The sequence below is a fragment of the Flavobacterium sp. LHD-80 genome (genome assembly GCF_030929605.1).
Taxonomy (GTDB): domain Bacteria; phylum Bacteroidota; class Bacteroidia; order Flavobacteriales; family Flavobacteriaceae; genus Flavobacterium.
Genome location: NZ_JAVFVS010000012.1, coordinates 260,763 through 274,326, shown reverse-complemented (window position 1 = coordinate 274,326; position 13,564 = coordinate 260,763). Strand labels below are relative to the sequence as shown.

The window sequence follows — 13,564 nt, the reverse complement described above, 5'->3', positions numbered from 1 at the left end:
AATCGAAATGAATATCACTTCCCAAATAAAACAGCCCATTTTTAACGAAATGGAACTTTTTGAAAAAAAGTTTCATGAATCGATGACTTCAAAGGTCGCGCTGCTGAACCGAATTACTTATTATATTGTAAATCGAAAAGGAAAGCAAATGCGCCCGATGTTTGTTTTTTTAACTGCAAAAATGGTTTCTGGCGGTGTTGTAAACGAAAGAACGTATCGTGGAGCTTCGGTAATCGAATTGATTCATACCGCAACTTTAGTTCATGATGATGTGGTGGACGACAGTAATCGCCGACGCGGATTTTTCTCTATCAATGCGCTTTGGAAAAATAAAATTGCGGTTCTAGTTGGAGATTATTTACTTTCAAAAGGTTTGCTGCTTTCAATTGATAATGGCGATTTTGATTTACTCAGAATCATTTCTGTTGCCGTTCGCGAAATGAGCGAAGGCGAATTGCTTCAAATTGAAAAAGCCCGAAGATTAGATATTACCGAAGATGTTTATTACGAAATCATCCGAAAGAAAACCGCAACACTTATCGCTGCTTGTTGTGCACTTGGTGCAAAAGCGGTAATTGAAGATGATGTGCAGGTTGAAAATATGCGAAAGTTTGGAGAGCTTATCGGAATGGCATTTCAAATAAAAGATGACTTGTTTGATTATAGCGAAGAAGCCATCGGAAAACCAACCGGAATCGATATTAAAGAGCAAAAAATGACTTTGCCTTTAATTCATGTTTTGAATACTTGTACTCCGCAAGAAAAAAAGTGGCTGATAAACTCCATCAAAAACCACAACAAAGACAAAAAACGCGTAAAAGAAGTTATTGCTTTTGTAAAAGATAATAATGGTTTGGCTTACGCCGAAAACAAAATGGTCGAATTCCAGCAAGAAGCACTTTCTCTACTTCAAAACTTCGAAGATTCAGAGTATAAAGAGGCGCTGACTTTGATGGTGAACTACGTAATCGAAAGAAAGAAATAATTTTTTAATTAGATAATTAGAAAATTTGTCAATTAGATAATTGTTTTTACTTTGTTGTGAATCAATTATCTAATTGACAAATTTTCTGATCGTCCAATTATTTTTTCATTCCCATGCAACCATTTCAAAACTCTATGCGTCTATGCTAATAGAAGTCTGTTTCTAAAACCAAAACCGAAAGCTTATTAATGAAAATTATTCCGTTACATCAAGAAGAAACCAAAATCATAAAGCTGGCTGTCGAAAATAATCGTCAGGCACAGCAACAGATTTACGGTAAATATTCTTCGAAAATGTTAAGTGTTTGTCGCCAATATATAAAAGACATTCAATTGGCGGAAGATGTTATGATAACGGCTTTCATGAAAGTGTTTACCAACTTAAGCAATTTTGAACACAAAGGAAGTTTTGAAGGATGGATTCGCCGAATTATGGTTAACGAATGTATTTCCTACTTAAGGGTTCAGAAAAAAGTAAAATTTGCCGAAGATGAATTTTTTGTTGAGGAAAGTTTCAACGAAATCGACAGTCAGTTTACAGTTGAACAAATTCAGTTTTTAATTGACGCTTTGCCGGACGGTTATAAAATGGTTTTCAATTTATATGCGATCGAAGGTTACAAACACAATGAAATTGCCAAGATGTTAGGAATTAATGAGGGAACATCAAAATCGCAATTATCGCACGCTAGAAAAATGCTGCAAACACAAATTACTATTTTAAAAAAACAAGATAATGGAACCGAATAATTTTGAAAAGGATTTCCGTGAAAAACTAAATCAACGCGAGATTGAGCCAAGCAATAAAGCCTGGGATCGATTAGACGCAATGTTGAGTGTTGCCGAAGAAAAACCTAAAAAGAAAAACAGAAAATGGCTGTACATCGCCGCAAGTGTTGTCGGATTTTTATTGGTTGGAACTTTCTTTTTCAACCAAAAAGAAAATACTGTTGAAACTCCAAAAAATGCAGTAGTTGAAAAAGAAACTGAAAAAGATTCAGTTGAAGAACCAATTTTAAACAACATCGATTCTTCTAAAACTGAAATCGCTGTTTCTGAAAATCCTTCAAAAGAAACTTTAAATAAAGAAGAAAAAAATAATCAAAACCCTTCAATACAGAAATCAAATAAAATCAATAAAAATGAATCAAATCAAATAGCGGAGTCTTCAATCATCATCAAAAACAATCAAGAAAAAAAATCAGTTAATAATCAAACAACAATTGTCGAAACGCCTAAAAAAGAAAACGTAGATCAGTTATTGGATTCGGCAGAAAAAACAATTGTTGCGGAAAATTCAGCGAAGCCAAAAGCAAAAATTAAAGTCAATGCTAATGATCTGTTGAATCAAGTTGACGGCGAATTAGAACAGTCGTTTCGAGAAAAAGTAATCACAAAAGTCAACAAAAATTATCAGACTGTAAAAGTGACTTTGGCAAATAGAAATCAGCAGGAGTGAGGAAGAAGCAAGAATAAAGAGGCAAGAACAAAGAAGCAAGAGCAAAGAATTCATAATTCATAATTAACAATTAATAATTAATCATCATCAATCACAATCAATCTAAAAAATCAATCATGAAAAATTTTACCATTCATCTCGTAATTTTAATTTTCTTATTTGTAAGCAAGGTTATGGGGCAAGAAACTTTTGAAGCTAGAGCAAGACAAATTGCCAATAAAATCGAGAAAGTTACTAAAGAAGAAAAAGAAACTTTAAAACAAGAAGTAGAAGCCGTAAACGTGCAATTATCGGAAGGAAAAATTACACAGGAACAAGCGGATAAACGCAAAAAAGAATTGGCAGAAGCCAGAGCGATTATAATTGAAGAAAAAGTGACTTTAGCTCAAAATGAATTGAACGAGCTAGTACAGGAAAAAGTAGATGGAAAAATAAAACAAAAAGATATACCAGCTTCTTATTACATTCGTTGGGCAAAAAATGATTGCAAAAAAGATTCTATTCGTAGCGAGCGAAGAACGACTTCTCAATTTGTTTTTGCACTGGGTTTAAATAACACGATGGTCGACGGGAAATATCAGGATTCAAATTACAGTTTTATAGGTTCGCATTTTTACGAATGGGGTTTTACTTATAACTCAAGATTAATGAAAAATGATAATTTGCTTCACGCTAAATACGGACTTTCATTAATGTACAATAATATTCGCCCAACAGACAATCGTTATTTTGTGGTAAATGGTGATCAAACGAATTTACAGACAAATGCTGTAAACTTAACCGAATCTCGTTTTAGAAATGTGTATTTGGTTCTTCCTGCGCATTTAGAATTTGATTTTACAAGACCAACAGTAAAAGATGGAAAAACCTATTTTAAAACGCATAAAAGTTTCCGTTTTGGAGTTGGAGGTTACGCCGGAATTAACGTAAAATCAAAACAGATTTTAAAATTTGAAGAAGAAGATTTGAAATATAAAAGTACCATAAAAGGCGAATACAATGTGAATAATTTCATTTACGGAGTAAGTTCTTACATTGGTTACAGAGAATTAAGCTTATATGTAAAATACGATTTGAATCCGTTGTTTCAGGACAATTTAGTTAAGGAAAACAATATTTCAATGGGACTTCGATTTGATTTCAATTAATTACAGTATTAAGTTTAGTTAGTAGAAAAAGTGCTTTGAAAGAGGCACTTTTTTTAGTTTAAAAAATAAATTTTCAGGATGGATTTATGTACTTTTACAGGCTTCCAACTTTAAAAATAAATTTACGTTTTGATTTCACAAAATACAATTGATACTGTTTTTGAAACTGCTCGAGTAGAGGAGGTTATTGGCGATTTCGTGAATTTAAAGCGCGCGGGAAGTAACTTTAAGGGTTTGAGTCCGTTTTCAGATGAGCGTTCTCCTTCGTTCATGGTTTCGCCTGCAAAAGGAATCTGGAAAGATTTTAGTACAGGAAAAGGCGGAAACTCGGTTAAATTTTTGATGGAGCATTCGCAGTTTACTTATCCTGAAGCCATTCGGTATTTAGCAAAAAAATACAATATCGAAATTGAAGAAACCGAACAATCTGAAGCAGAAAAAGCAAATACAGATATTCGCGAAAGTATGTATTTGGTTTCTGAATTTGCAGCTAAATATTTTCAGGACATTTTATTAAATTCTGAAGAAGGAAAAGCGATTGGTTTATCTTATTTTAAAGAAAGAGGATTTACGAATGAAACCATTAAAAAATTCAATTTAGGATATTCTCCTGAAACTTGGGATGCTTTGACTAAAGAGGCATTAGGGAAAGGATATAAATTAGAATTTTTAGAAAGCACTGGTTTAACCATCGCTAGAGAAGATCGCCCTTTTGACCGATTTAAAGGCCGTGTGATGTTTCCTATTCAAAGTATGTCGGGCCGAGTTTTAGGTTTTGGAGGACGTATTTTGACGAATGACAAAAAAGCGGCAAAATACCTGAATTCGCCAGAAAGTGATATTTACCATAAAAGTAAAGTGCTTTACGGAATTTATCACGCCAAACAATCCATCGCCAAACAAAACAATTGTTACTTGGTTGAAGGTTATACCGATGTAATTCAGTTTAGTCAAGCGGGAATTGAAAATGTTGTGGCTTCATCAGGAACCGCTTTGACACCAGATCAAATTCGTTTGATTAATCGTTTGACGCGAAATATTACTGTACTTTTTGACGGAGATGCTGCCGGACTGCGTGCGTCTATTCGAGGAATCGATTTGATTTTGGAAGAAGGAATGAATGTAAGAGTTTGTTCTTTTCCTGACGGAGAAGATCCAGATAGTTTCGCTCGAAAAAATTCGCATGACGAATTAGTTGCTTACTTAGAAAACAACAGTAAAGATTTTATACAGTTTAAGGCTTCGATATTAATGAACGAAGCTAAAAACGATCCAATAAAAAAAGCCGATTTGATTCGGGATATGGTTGTTAGTATTTCGAAAATTCCAGATCGCATTCAGCGTGAAGTTTATGTTCAGGAATGTGCCCGAATAATGGATATTTCTGAGCAAGTCTTGGTGAGCACTTTGGCACAGCTAATTCAAAAAGATATTGCAGAAGCGAATAAAAAGCAAAAGCAAGAACAAAAACCTTTTGAAGTTCATAGAAATCAGCCTCCACAAGCAGGTACATTCTCAGGAGGAGATCCTGAAGATCCTAGAACTGGACCGCCGGAGGGTTATGATTATCCGGGAGATCAAGGTTATGCAGCAGTGCAGGAACAAAAAGTAGATATTTTATATGAATTCGAAAGAAAAGTCATTGAAATTCTTCTTTTGTACGGAAGTGTTGTTGAAAATTTTGAAGATGTTTTCTTAAAAGCCGATGAAGAAGGAAATGTAAAAGAGGTTTCTGAAAAAAGAGAATATAAAGTATTCGAAAAAATATATTTAAGTCTGCAGGAAGATGAGATTGAACTGTCGAATAGTTTATTTCAGAATATCTTCAGTGGCTTAATTGATTTTTATAATCAAAACGAAACCTTCAGTTTAGATAAATATTTGATGCATTTACCTCCAGAATTTGCGCAGGAAGTGACCAATATTTTGATGGAAGATGAAAAAGTCGTTATTCATGATTGGGAAGGGCAGAATATTTTCCCAAAACATAAAAATGTAACTATCGAGCAAAATGTTTCAGATACGATATTTTCGTTACGCTGGTATTTGGTTTCAAAAATAATTCATGATTTGAAAAATTCATTGATGACAGATCCGCAGGAAGACAATTCAGAAGTATTGTCAATGGTTGTAGATTATTCGAAACTGCTCAATAATTTTTCGAAGAAATTAGGTAGGGTAGTAGTTCCTTATCACTAAAAAATCAAAAAGCTCTATATCGATAAACAATATAGAGCTTTTTTTTATGACTGATGGTTTTGCCGTAGCAAATCAACCATTAATTTAAATAATTTCTAAAGTCTTAGCTTTGTTTACTAAGTCAACTAAATTAGTAACATTCAATTTAGTCAATAATCTTAATTTGTAAGTACTGATCGTTTTTTCGTTCAGATTTAAGATTTTAGAAATTTCATTGTTTTTCTTTCCGTCACTTAAGTAACGCAAAACTTCAATCTCGCGATTAGAAAGTTTTCTGTACAAACGTTCGCTTTTGCTTTGTTTAGCAATAAGGGCCATGTTTTTGCGAACTGTTTCATTGATAATAATTTTTCCTTCATGTACTTTAATAATAGAAAGACCTAATGTTTCAAGTTTTTCTGTTTTGTGTACATACCCTGAAACTCCTGCTTTAATTGCGTTTGGAGCATACATTTGTTCAGCGAGGTCACTAAAAATTACAATTTTTGTTTTTGGGAAGTTTTTCAGGATCGATTTAACTTCAAAGATGCTCGAAAGACCTTCTAACTCTAGATCTAGAATTAGGATATCGATCTCCTTCGTCTGAAGAATGTCTCTAACCATTGAAAAATTGCCTACGTTGGCAACAATTGAAATTTGATCGTGGTCTTTGAAATAAGACTTAACGCCAAAGTGCGTCACAGGATGATTGTCTGCTAGACATACTTTAATCATAATTTTTACCTTTTTAGAATTGTTATCATGTTTTTGGAACGGTAAAATTAATAAATAAATTCTGTAGTTTATAGCTGACAAATGTTAAAAAGTTTTATTTTAACGTTTTTGGTATTAAACATACCGGAATTGCATCCATTTTATGCTTGTTGCTGGTGTTTAATCGTTTATAAATTTCGAAGACAGTTTTTTCTCTCCCATCAAAGTCATCTGCCGTTTTTCCTGACTCCGCGGCTAACATCGCCCATTCAAGTTCGTCATAACTTGCTCCTAATTGGTCCTCATCAGTACGATTATCGCCAAATAATCCATCTGTTGGAGCTGCTGTTAAAATTGATTGCGGAATTGCTAAAAATTCTCCTAAAGCATAAACATCAGATTTCATTAAATCGGCAATCGGACTTAAATCGACTCCTCCGTCTCCATATTTTGTATAAAATCCTACTCCAAAATCTTCCACTTTGTTTCCAGTTCCTGCAACCAAGAGACCATGAATTCCTGCTAAATAATATAAAGAAGTCATTCGTATACGAGCACGTGTATTGGCTAAAGAAAGATTAATCTTTGCTTCGTCATCGGTTTTTGGAACCGATGCCTTAAAAGCTTCAAAAGTGGCCGTTAAATCAGTTTCTACACTTGAAACATTAGAGAAACGTTTTTTTAATTGGTCAATATGTTCTCTTCCTCTCGAAACTTGACTTTCAGCTTGATGAATCGGCATTTCAACACATAAAACTTGTAAACCCGTCTGAGCGCATAAAGTTGAGGTAACAGCAGAGTCAACTCCACCAGAAATTCCAATTACAAAACCGTTTACTTTTGCTCGTTCAGCATAATTTTTTAGCCACTCTACAATGTGGATATTTACTTTTTCTGTTTGAATGGTACTTTTTTTAGCCATAATAGTTCAAGTTTTAAGATACAGGGATGTATATTTGCACAAATATTTTTAAGTATGTATTTATTTAAATTTATGCAACACAAATCTAATTAAAATAAAATGAAATTATATCGCTTTACATTGCTTCTATGCGTGTTTTTTTTGTCTTGTGAACAAAAAAGCAAGGTCGAAAAAGAAGTTGAAGAAATTCCGGTTGACATTAAAGTAGAACGCTTTGATAAGGCTTTTTTTGAAGCAAAACCTGAAGATCTTGGAAAAATAAAAAAGCAGTATCCGTACTTTTTTCCAGCAGGAAATGATGATGCTGTTTGGATTCAAAAAATGCAAGAACCAATTTGGCGTGAAGTGTATAGCGAAGTGCAAAAAAAATACAGCAATTTTGAACCAGTGCGTCAGGAATTCAATTCGCTTTTTCAGCATGTGAAATATTATTTTCCAAAAACGAAAACACCAAAAGTAATTACCGTTATTGGAGAAATGGATTATAATGCGAAAGCAATTTATGCAGACAGTTTGGTAATTGTTGCATTAGAATTGTATTTGGGGAAAGAGCACAAATTTTATGAGTTCCCTAATTATGTGAAACAAAATTTTGAAGAGAAACAAATCATGCCAGATGTGGTTTCTAGTTTTACTTACAGAAACATTCCAGTTTACGGCGAAAGAAATTTGGTTTCTCAAATGATTTTTGAAGGAAAGCAATTGTATGCCAAAGATTTGCTTTTGCCTGAATATTCAGATGCTGATAAAATGGGGTATACACCAGAACAAATCAAATGGTGTGAAGAAAATGAAGCCTATATGTGGCGTTATTTTATGGAAAAAGAAATGCTTTACAGCGATGATCCAAAACTTACAACAAGATTTATTGCTCCAGCTCCGTTTTCTAAATTTTATTTAGAAATCGACAACGATTCTCCAGGAAGAGTAGGTGCTTGGATTGGTTGGCAGATTGTACGTTCCTATATGAAAAATAACAACGTAACTTTGCCAGAATTATTAAAAGTTAATGCGAAAGAAATTTTCGAAAAGTCAAAATATAAACCTAAGAAATAATGTCAAATACAATAAACTCAGAAATAAAATTCAATATAGAATTAGATGAAAACCGCGTTCCAGAAAAATTAACATGGAGTGCGCAGGACGGCGGTGTTCAGGCAGAAGAAGCAAAAGCGATTATGCTTTCTATTTGGGACAGCAAAGCAAAAGAAACGATGCGTATCGATTTGTGGACAAAAGATATGCCGGTTGATGAAATGAAAATTTTCTTTCACCAAACTTTAGTTGCAATGGCAGATACTTTCAAACGTGCGACTGATGACGAAAAAATGTCAGATACTATGAAAGATTTCTGTGATTATTTTGCAGAAAAACTGGAATTGACAAAGTAAATTAAATTCAAATATAAAAAATCCCAAATTCCAATTTTAAAATATTGGTTTTGGGATTTTTTGTTTTTATTTCGTAAATTGTCGTAAATCATAGAGTATGCTGTTTCCTTTTATTGTAAGCCTTGTCGGATTGTTTTTCTTACTTGCAAATGCGATTCGGTTTTTTATTACCTCTAAAAACAGAGATGTACTATATCGTATTTTTACGGCTTATTTGGTTCTTTTATTTTGTGTGGAATTGTTTTGCAATATTATCGGATTTTTATACCCTAATTCTAATTTTTTCCTTTCGCATTACTATTTTATTTTCCAGTTCGTTATCCTAAACTTGTTTTTTTATAAAAGTTTTTCGAATAAGAAATTAAAGCGGATTATGGTAATTGTGTTTGTTTTGGTACTGCTTTTTTTAGGGTGCCAATATTATAATAAACCCTCGCTTTATTGGGAGTTTAATTTGATAGAAGTGGCAATAACCTCTATTCCTTTATTGTTTTATGCGTTCTATTTTATTATTTCAAATTTTAAAAAACATAAGCATAATTATTTCTATTTCTGTAATGGGCTAATTATTTATGTCACGAGCAGCGCGGGTATTTTTCTGTCTGGAAATAGTGATTCGGTGTTATCTACAGAGCCGTTTATAATTGATTTTTGGTTTTTCAATTCTCTTTTTTATATTCTGTATCAGTTTTTGATTTATAAAGAATGGAAAGTCTTGAATTTTAGAAGAACAACGAAAAGAAAATTTCAATAAAGAAAATCCAAATTCCTCCCGAAGCCTCAGCGTAAATTGGAATTTGGATTTTTTTTTATTGAGTATTTTAAACTTTGGAACTTATTTCACTGATTTTTTATCGATGTCTTTAAAAATTTTCTTCAACGCTTTTGTCATCAATTGGTTGGAGTTTTTATAAAATGCGATATTGTCTATAAGTTTATCTGATTTTTCAGTTTGCCACATTGGTTCTGAAGCTTCTTTTCTTGTGATTCCCACTACATTTTGGGAATAAATTATTTGTTGCAGATTTAAATCATAAATTTCAACAATTACCGAAGCTTCATTTTTTCCTGTTTCGCTGTCAGTCTGATATAGTTCGATTGTAGAGAAGTCACTTTTATTCTTTTTTGTGGAAATATTGATGAAGAAGTCAAATCCTGTACCTTCTTTCAATTCTTTTAATTTTGTTTTATTGGGATTTAAAGGAATTTTTCGAGGAACAAGCAATCCATTTACATCATGAATGTAGGATATGCGTTCGCCAAGGTTTTTTCTAAAGAATTCCATGGATTCGGCTGTTAAGTGATCTTTAGAGTTTTTAGGTGCGTCAATTTCGTTTAAAAGCCATTTTCCTGATGAAAAATCGACCCCAGTTTGTTTAGGTGTTAAAAAAAGAAATGTTGGCGTGCTACAAGAAGAGAAAAGGACAAAAAGTAAAATTATACTACAGATGAATTTGGTTTTTTTCATGAACGATAAGTTAATTCGTTCAAAAGTAGGAAAAGAAATCCCAATAAAAAAATCCCAAATTCCTCCCGAAGCCTCGGGATAAAATTGGAATTTGGGATTTTTTTTATTGTGTATTTTAAAAGTTCAGAATTTAAAAGCCAGAGTTGTTTTTAAAAACTTCTTGATTTACTTCGTCGATATAAGTTAAAAGCTCTTCTTTTCCAATTGATTCTGTCGATGAGGTAACAAAATAATGAGGCATTTCAGCCCAGTTGTTGGCATACATTTGTTTTTTGTATGCTGCTATGTGCGAATCAACTTTTGTTCTGCTGATTTTGTCGGCTTTGGTGAAAATAATGCAAAACGGAATTTCGCTTTCTCCCATATACGACATAAATTCAATGTCAATATTTTGAGCTTCGTGGCGAATGTCGATTAAAACAAAAGCGCATACAAGCTGTTCTCTGTTTTCAAAATAATCTGTAATAAATTGCTGAAAAACAGATTTTGTTTTTTTAGAAACTTTAGCATAACCATAACCTGGTAAATCGACTAAAAACCAATTATTATTGATTTTAAAGTGATTTATTAATTGTGTTTTTCCAGGTCTTCCTGATGTTTTTGCTAAATTTTTATGATTGGTAATCATGTTGATCAACGAAGATTTACCCACGTTTGATCGGCCAATAAATGCGTATTCCGGTAAAAATTCAGCCGGGCATTTAGAAGCATCAGAATTACTGACAATAAATTCGGCAGAAGTAATTTTCATGTTTTTTTGTTTTTAAACTTTCTTAAAAGTCGAAAGTCGAATGCTAAAATTTCTGCTCAGTAAGCCATTTTTCAAGAATCTCGTTGAATTCATCAGGATGTTCCATCATAGCGGCATGTCCACATTTGTCAATCCAATACAAAGTTGAATTAGGCAATAATTTATCAAATTCTTCGGCAACATTTGGAGGTGTTACAGAGTCGTTTTTACCCCAAATAATACAGGTTTCCACTGTCATTTTTGGTAAATCTTTAGCCATATTATGACGAATTGCACTTTTAGCAATCGTTAAAGTTTTAATCAGCTTAATACGGTCATTTGCAGTTGCGTATACTTCATCAATAAGTTCAGGAGTTGCAATTTTTGGGTCATAAAATACATCTTCAGCTTTCTTTTTGATGTATTCATAATCGCCTCTTCTTGGGTAACTGTCGCCCATTGCACTTTCATAAAGTCCAGAACTTCCGGTAATTACAAGTCCAGCAACTTTTTCAGGATATAACTTTGTGTGGTACAACGCAATGTGTCCGCCCAATGAATTTCCTAATAAAATAACTTTATCAAAACCTTTAAAGGTGATGAAGTCTTTTACGTATTTAGCAAAACTTTTCACATTAGTTTTTAAAATGCTTTGTGTGTAGATTGGCAAATCCGGGATAACAACTTTGTATCCTTTCGATGGGAAATATTGCGCTACACCATCAAAATTACTAAGGCCTCCCATTAACCCGTGTAAAATTACGATAGGAGTTCCTTCTCCAGCTTCAAAATAGCTGTATTTGCCTTCTTTTTTGTAGTGTTTGTCCATTTAATCTAATGCCAATTTCAATTTCGACAAATATAGGGTTTAATAAATAAAAATGAATTTTTGCTGCCGTTTTTTAACTAGATAATTTTTGTAGAATATCTAAGTGGTTAAAAATCAGGTTTTAGAGTGCTTTTTAAGAAAAATGGCAAATGTTAAGAAATCGGCATAATAAGCATTTTTTTAAGAAAATTAGTGCTTATTATTTTTGAATGATTAATGATATTAAGAAAACGCTAATAATAAGTTAAAGTATTGATTGTCTATTGTTTAGTTTAGGTGGTAGAAAAGTGGTTAAACTTATTAACAAAGTGGTATATTGTGGTAAAATGTGGTAATATTTTTTATATTTTTGTCCTATAACATCTTAATTGATTTTTTTGAACACAATTGTAGGGACATATGAGTGTAAAGTTGATGCTAAAGGAAGGCTAATGATGCCTGCACCTTTGAAAAAGCAATTGGCTTCCTCTCTTCAGGACGGTTTCGTTTTGAAGCGTTCCGTTTTTCAGCCGTGTTTAGAATTGTACCCAATGGAAGAATGGAACTTGATGATGCAAAAAATCAACAAGCTTAATCGTTTTGTAAAAAAGAACAATGATTTCATTCGAAGATTTACTGCTGGTGTTAAAATGGTAGAGATTGATGCGTTAGGAAGATTGCTGGTTCCAAAAGATTTGGTGGCTTTTTCAAGTATTTCTAAAGATGTTGTTTTTTCTTCTGCGGTTAATATTGTGGAAATTTGGGATAAAGATTTATACGAAAAATCAATAAGCGGCGAAGATATGGATTTTGCTGATTTAGCCGAGGAGGTAATGGGAAATATTAATGACGACGACAATGGAATATCATAATCCGGTTTTGCTTCATCCAACAGTTGATGGTTTAAATATTAAGCCAGATGGTGTGTATGTGGATGTAACCTTTGGAGGCGGTGGTCATTCAAAAGAAATTTTGAGACGCTTGGGGCCAAATGGAAAATTATTTGCTTTTGATCAAGATGAGGATGCACTCGCAAATGCACTGCCAGATGAAAGGTTTACCTTAATTAATGAAAACTTCAGATTCATAAAAAGATTTCTTCGTTTTCACGGTGTAAAAAGTGTCGACGGAATTTTAGCTGATTTAGGTGTTTCATCACATCAGTTTGATGTTCCAGAAAGAGGTTTCTCAACAAGATTTGATGCCGAACTGGATATGCGGATGAGTCAAAAAAATGATTTAAATGCTTATCGGGTGGTTAACGAATATGAAGAACAGGATTTACGTCGTGTTTTTTTTGATTATGGGGAGTTGAAGAATGCGCCGGTTTTGGCAAGAACAATTGTTGAGGCAAGACAAGGTTATCCGATCAAAACAACAGATGAATTGAAAGAGATTTTGAAAAAATATCTTCCTGAGAAAATTCGAAATAAAATATTGGCTCAAATTTATCAAGCCATTCGAATTGAGGTAAATCAGGAAATGGACGTTCTGAAAGAATTTATTGAGCAGTCATTAGAAATTTTAAATCCAGGTGGAAGATTCTCTGTAATCTCATATCATTCTTTAGAAGACAGATTGGTAAAAAGATTTATCAAAAATGGAATGTTTGAAGGAGAGCCAGAACGCGATTTTTACGGAAATTTTTCAGTTCCGTTTAAAACTATCGGAAAATTAATTGTTCCTGATGAAGCTGAGATTAAAATCAACAATAGAGCAAGAAGCGCAAAATTGAGAATTGCAGAGAAGATATAATATTAAG

Annotated in this window: 14 protein-coding genes; 9 read left to right on the top strand and 5 right to left on the bottom strand. The window is 33.0% G+C overall.

Going from position 1 to position 13,564, the window contains the following annotated elements:
- Positions 1–7 precede the first annotated feature (7 nt).
- The 5 genes from RB619_RS18145 to dnaG all read left to right on the top strand — a co-directional run bounded on the left by RB619_RS18145 (position 8) and on the right by dnaG (position 5,790).
- Positions 8–985: a polyprenyl synthetase family protein gene (locus RB619_RS18145; protein ID WP_308100110.1), complete on the top strand. Its 978-nt coding sequence runs from the start codon at positions 8–10 to the stop codon at positions 983–985.
- Between the two features lie 188 nt (positions 986–1,173).
- A complete protein-coding gene (locus tag RB619_RS18140; protein WP_308100108.1) occupies positions 1,174–1,734 on the top strand; it encodes an RNA polymerase sigma factor in 561 nt (186 codons plus the stop codon).
- Positions 1,721–2,443, top strand: coding sequence for a hypothetical protein (locus tag RB619_RS18135; protein WP_308100106.1), 723 nt, complete (start codon positions 1,721–1,723; stop codon positions 2,441–2,443). The genes RB619_RS18140 and RB619_RS18135 overlap by 14 nt, the downstream gene beginning before the upstream one ends.
- Positions 2,444–2,559: 116 nt before the next feature.
- Positions 2,560–3,591, top strand: coding sequence for a hypothetical protein (locus RB619_RS18130; RefSeq protein WP_308100104.1), 1,032 nt, complete (start codon positions 2,560–2,562; stop codon positions 3,589–3,591).
- 129 nt (positions 3,592–3,720) lie between these two features.
- Entirely contained in the window at positions 3,721–5,790 is a 2,070-nt protein-coding gene (dnaG, locus tag RB619_RS18125; RefSeq protein ID WP_308100102.1) for a DNA primase, read from the top strand.
- An 84-nt stretch (positions 5,791–5,874) separates the two neighbouring features.
- Here dnaG and RB619_RS18120 read toward each other — a convergent pair whose 3' ends face one another.
- Both RB619_RS18120 and nadE read right to left on the bottom strand, forming a co-directional pair.
- The gene (locus tag RB619_RS18120; RefSeq protein ID WP_026730588.1) at positions 5,875–6,504 is read right to left on the bottom strand and encodes a response regulator transcription factor; all 630 of its coding nucleotides are present in this window, start codon (positions 6,502–6,504) and stop codon (positions 5,875–5,877) included.
- A 94-nt stretch (positions 6,505–6,598) separates the two neighbouring features.
- A complete protein-coding gene (gene nadE, locus RB619_RS18115) occupies positions 6,599–7,405 on the bottom strand; it encodes an NAD(+) synthase (RefSeq protein WP_308100090.1) in 807 nt (268 codons plus the stop codon).
- A gap of 99 nt (positions 7,406–7,504) precedes the next feature.
- Here nadE and gldB point away from each other — a divergent pair, with 99 nt between their 5' ends.
- Together gldB and gldC are read left to right on the top strand one after the other, a co-directional pair.
- Positions 7,505–8,461 carry a gliding motility lipoprotein GldB gene (gldB, locus tag RB619_RS18110; RefSeq protein WP_308100089.1) on the top strand — a complete coding sequence of 319 codons (957 nt, stop codon included), beginning with the start codon at positions 7,505–7,507 and terminating at the stop codon, positions 8,459–8,461.
- Entirely contained in the window at positions 8,461–8,796 is a 336-nt protein-coding gene (gldC, locus tag RB619_RS18105; RefSeq protein WP_155102616.1) for a gliding motility protein GldC, read from the top strand. The genes gldB and gldC overlap by 1 nt, the downstream gene beginning before the upstream one ends.
- A gap of 835 nt (positions 8,797–9,631) precedes the next feature.
- On the opposite strand, the gene RB619_RS18100 is transcribed toward gldC, so the two are convergent.
- The 3 genes from RB619_RS18100 to RB619_RS18090 all read right to left on the bottom strand — a co-directional run bounded on the left by RB619_RS18100 (position 9,632) and on the right by RB619_RS18090 (position 11,823).
- Positions 9,632–10,264, bottom strand: coding sequence for a hypothetical protein (locus RB619_RS18100; RefSeq protein ID WP_308100086.1), 633 nt, complete (start codon positions 10,262–10,264; stop codon positions 9,632–9,634).
- A gap of 130 nt (positions 10,265–10,394) precedes the next feature.
- Positions 10,395–11,015: a ribosome biogenesis GTP-binding protein YihA/YsxC gene (gene yihA / locus RB619_RS18095; RefSeq protein ID WP_308100084.1), complete on the bottom strand. Its 621-nt coding sequence runs from the start codon at positions 11,013–11,015 to the stop codon at positions 10,395–10,397.
- A 43-nt stretch (positions 11,016–11,058) separates the two neighbouring features.
- Positions 11,059–11,823 carry an alpha/beta fold hydrolase gene (locus RB619_RS18090; RefSeq protein WP_035651753.1) on the bottom strand — a complete coding sequence of 255 codons (765 nt, stop codon included), beginning with the start codon at positions 11,821–11,823 and terminating at the stop codon, positions 11,059–11,061.
- 377 nt (positions 11,824–12,200) lie between these two features.
- On the opposite strand from RB619_RS18090, the gene RB619_RS18085 reads away from it, so the two are divergent.
- Positions 12,201–12,674: a division/cell wall cluster transcriptional repressor MraZ gene (locus RB619_RS18085; RefSeq protein WP_026730580.1), complete on the top strand. Its 474-nt coding sequence runs from the start codon at positions 12,201–12,203 to the stop codon at positions 12,672–12,674.
- Positions 12,649–13,557, top strand: a complete 909-nt coding sequence (rsmH, locus tag RB619_RS18080) for a 16S rRNA (cytosine(1402)-N(4))-methyltransferase RsmH (protein WP_308100081.1) — start codon at positions 12,649–12,651, stop codon at positions 13,555–13,557. The genes RB619_RS18085 and rsmH overlap by 26 nt, the downstream gene beginning before the upstream one ends.
- The last annotated feature ends 7 nt before the right edge of the window (positions 13,558–13,564 follow it).

Bases quoted from the DNA above. Each gene is read 5' to 3' on its own strand.
- RB619_RS18130 (WP_308100104.1), top strand. From the start codon at position 2,560: ATGAAAAATTTTACCATTCATCTCGTAATTTTAATTTTCTTATTTGTA.
- RB619_RS18140 (WP_308100108.1), top strand. From the start codon at position 1,174: ATGAAAATTATTCCGTTACATCAAGAAGAAACCAAAATCATAAAGCTG.
- RB619_RS18090 (WP_035651753.1), bottom strand. From the start codon at position 11,823: ATGGACAAACACTACAAAAAAGAAGGCAAATACAGCTATTTTGAAGCT.
- gldB (WP_308100089.1), top strand. From the start codon at position 7,505: ATGAAATTATATCGCTTTACATTGCTTCTATGCGTGTTTTTTTTGTCT.
- rsmH (WP_308100081.1), top strand. From the start codon at position 12,649: ATGACGACGACAATGGAATATCATAATCCGGTTTTGCTTCATCCAACA.
- RB619_RS18145 (WP_308100110.1), top strand. From the start codon at position 8: ATGAATATCACTTCCCAAATAAAACAGCCCATTTTTAACGAAATGGAA.
- yihA (WP_308100084.1), bottom strand. From the start codon at position 11,015: ATGAAAATTACTTCTGCCGAATTTATTGTCAGTAATTCTGATGCTTCT.
- RB619_RS18135 (WP_308100106.1), top strand. From the start codon at position 1,721: ATGGAACCGAATAATTTTGAAAAGGATTTCCGTGAAAAACTAAATCAA.
- RB619_RS18100 (WP_308100086.1), bottom strand. From the start codon at position 10,264: ATGAAAAAAACCAAATTCATCTGTAGTATAATTTTACTTTTTGTCCTT.
- nadE (WP_308100090.1), bottom strand. From the start codon at position 7,405: ATGGCTAAAAAAAGTACCATTCAAACAGAAAAAGTAAATATCCACATT.
- gldC (WP_155102616.1), top strand. From the start codon at position 8,461: ATGTCAAATACAATAAACTCAGAAATAAAATTCAATATAGAATTAGAT.
- RB619_RS18120 (WP_026730588.1), bottom strand. From the start codon at position 6,504: ATGATTAAAGTATGTCTAGCAGACAATCATCCTGTGACGCACTTTGGC.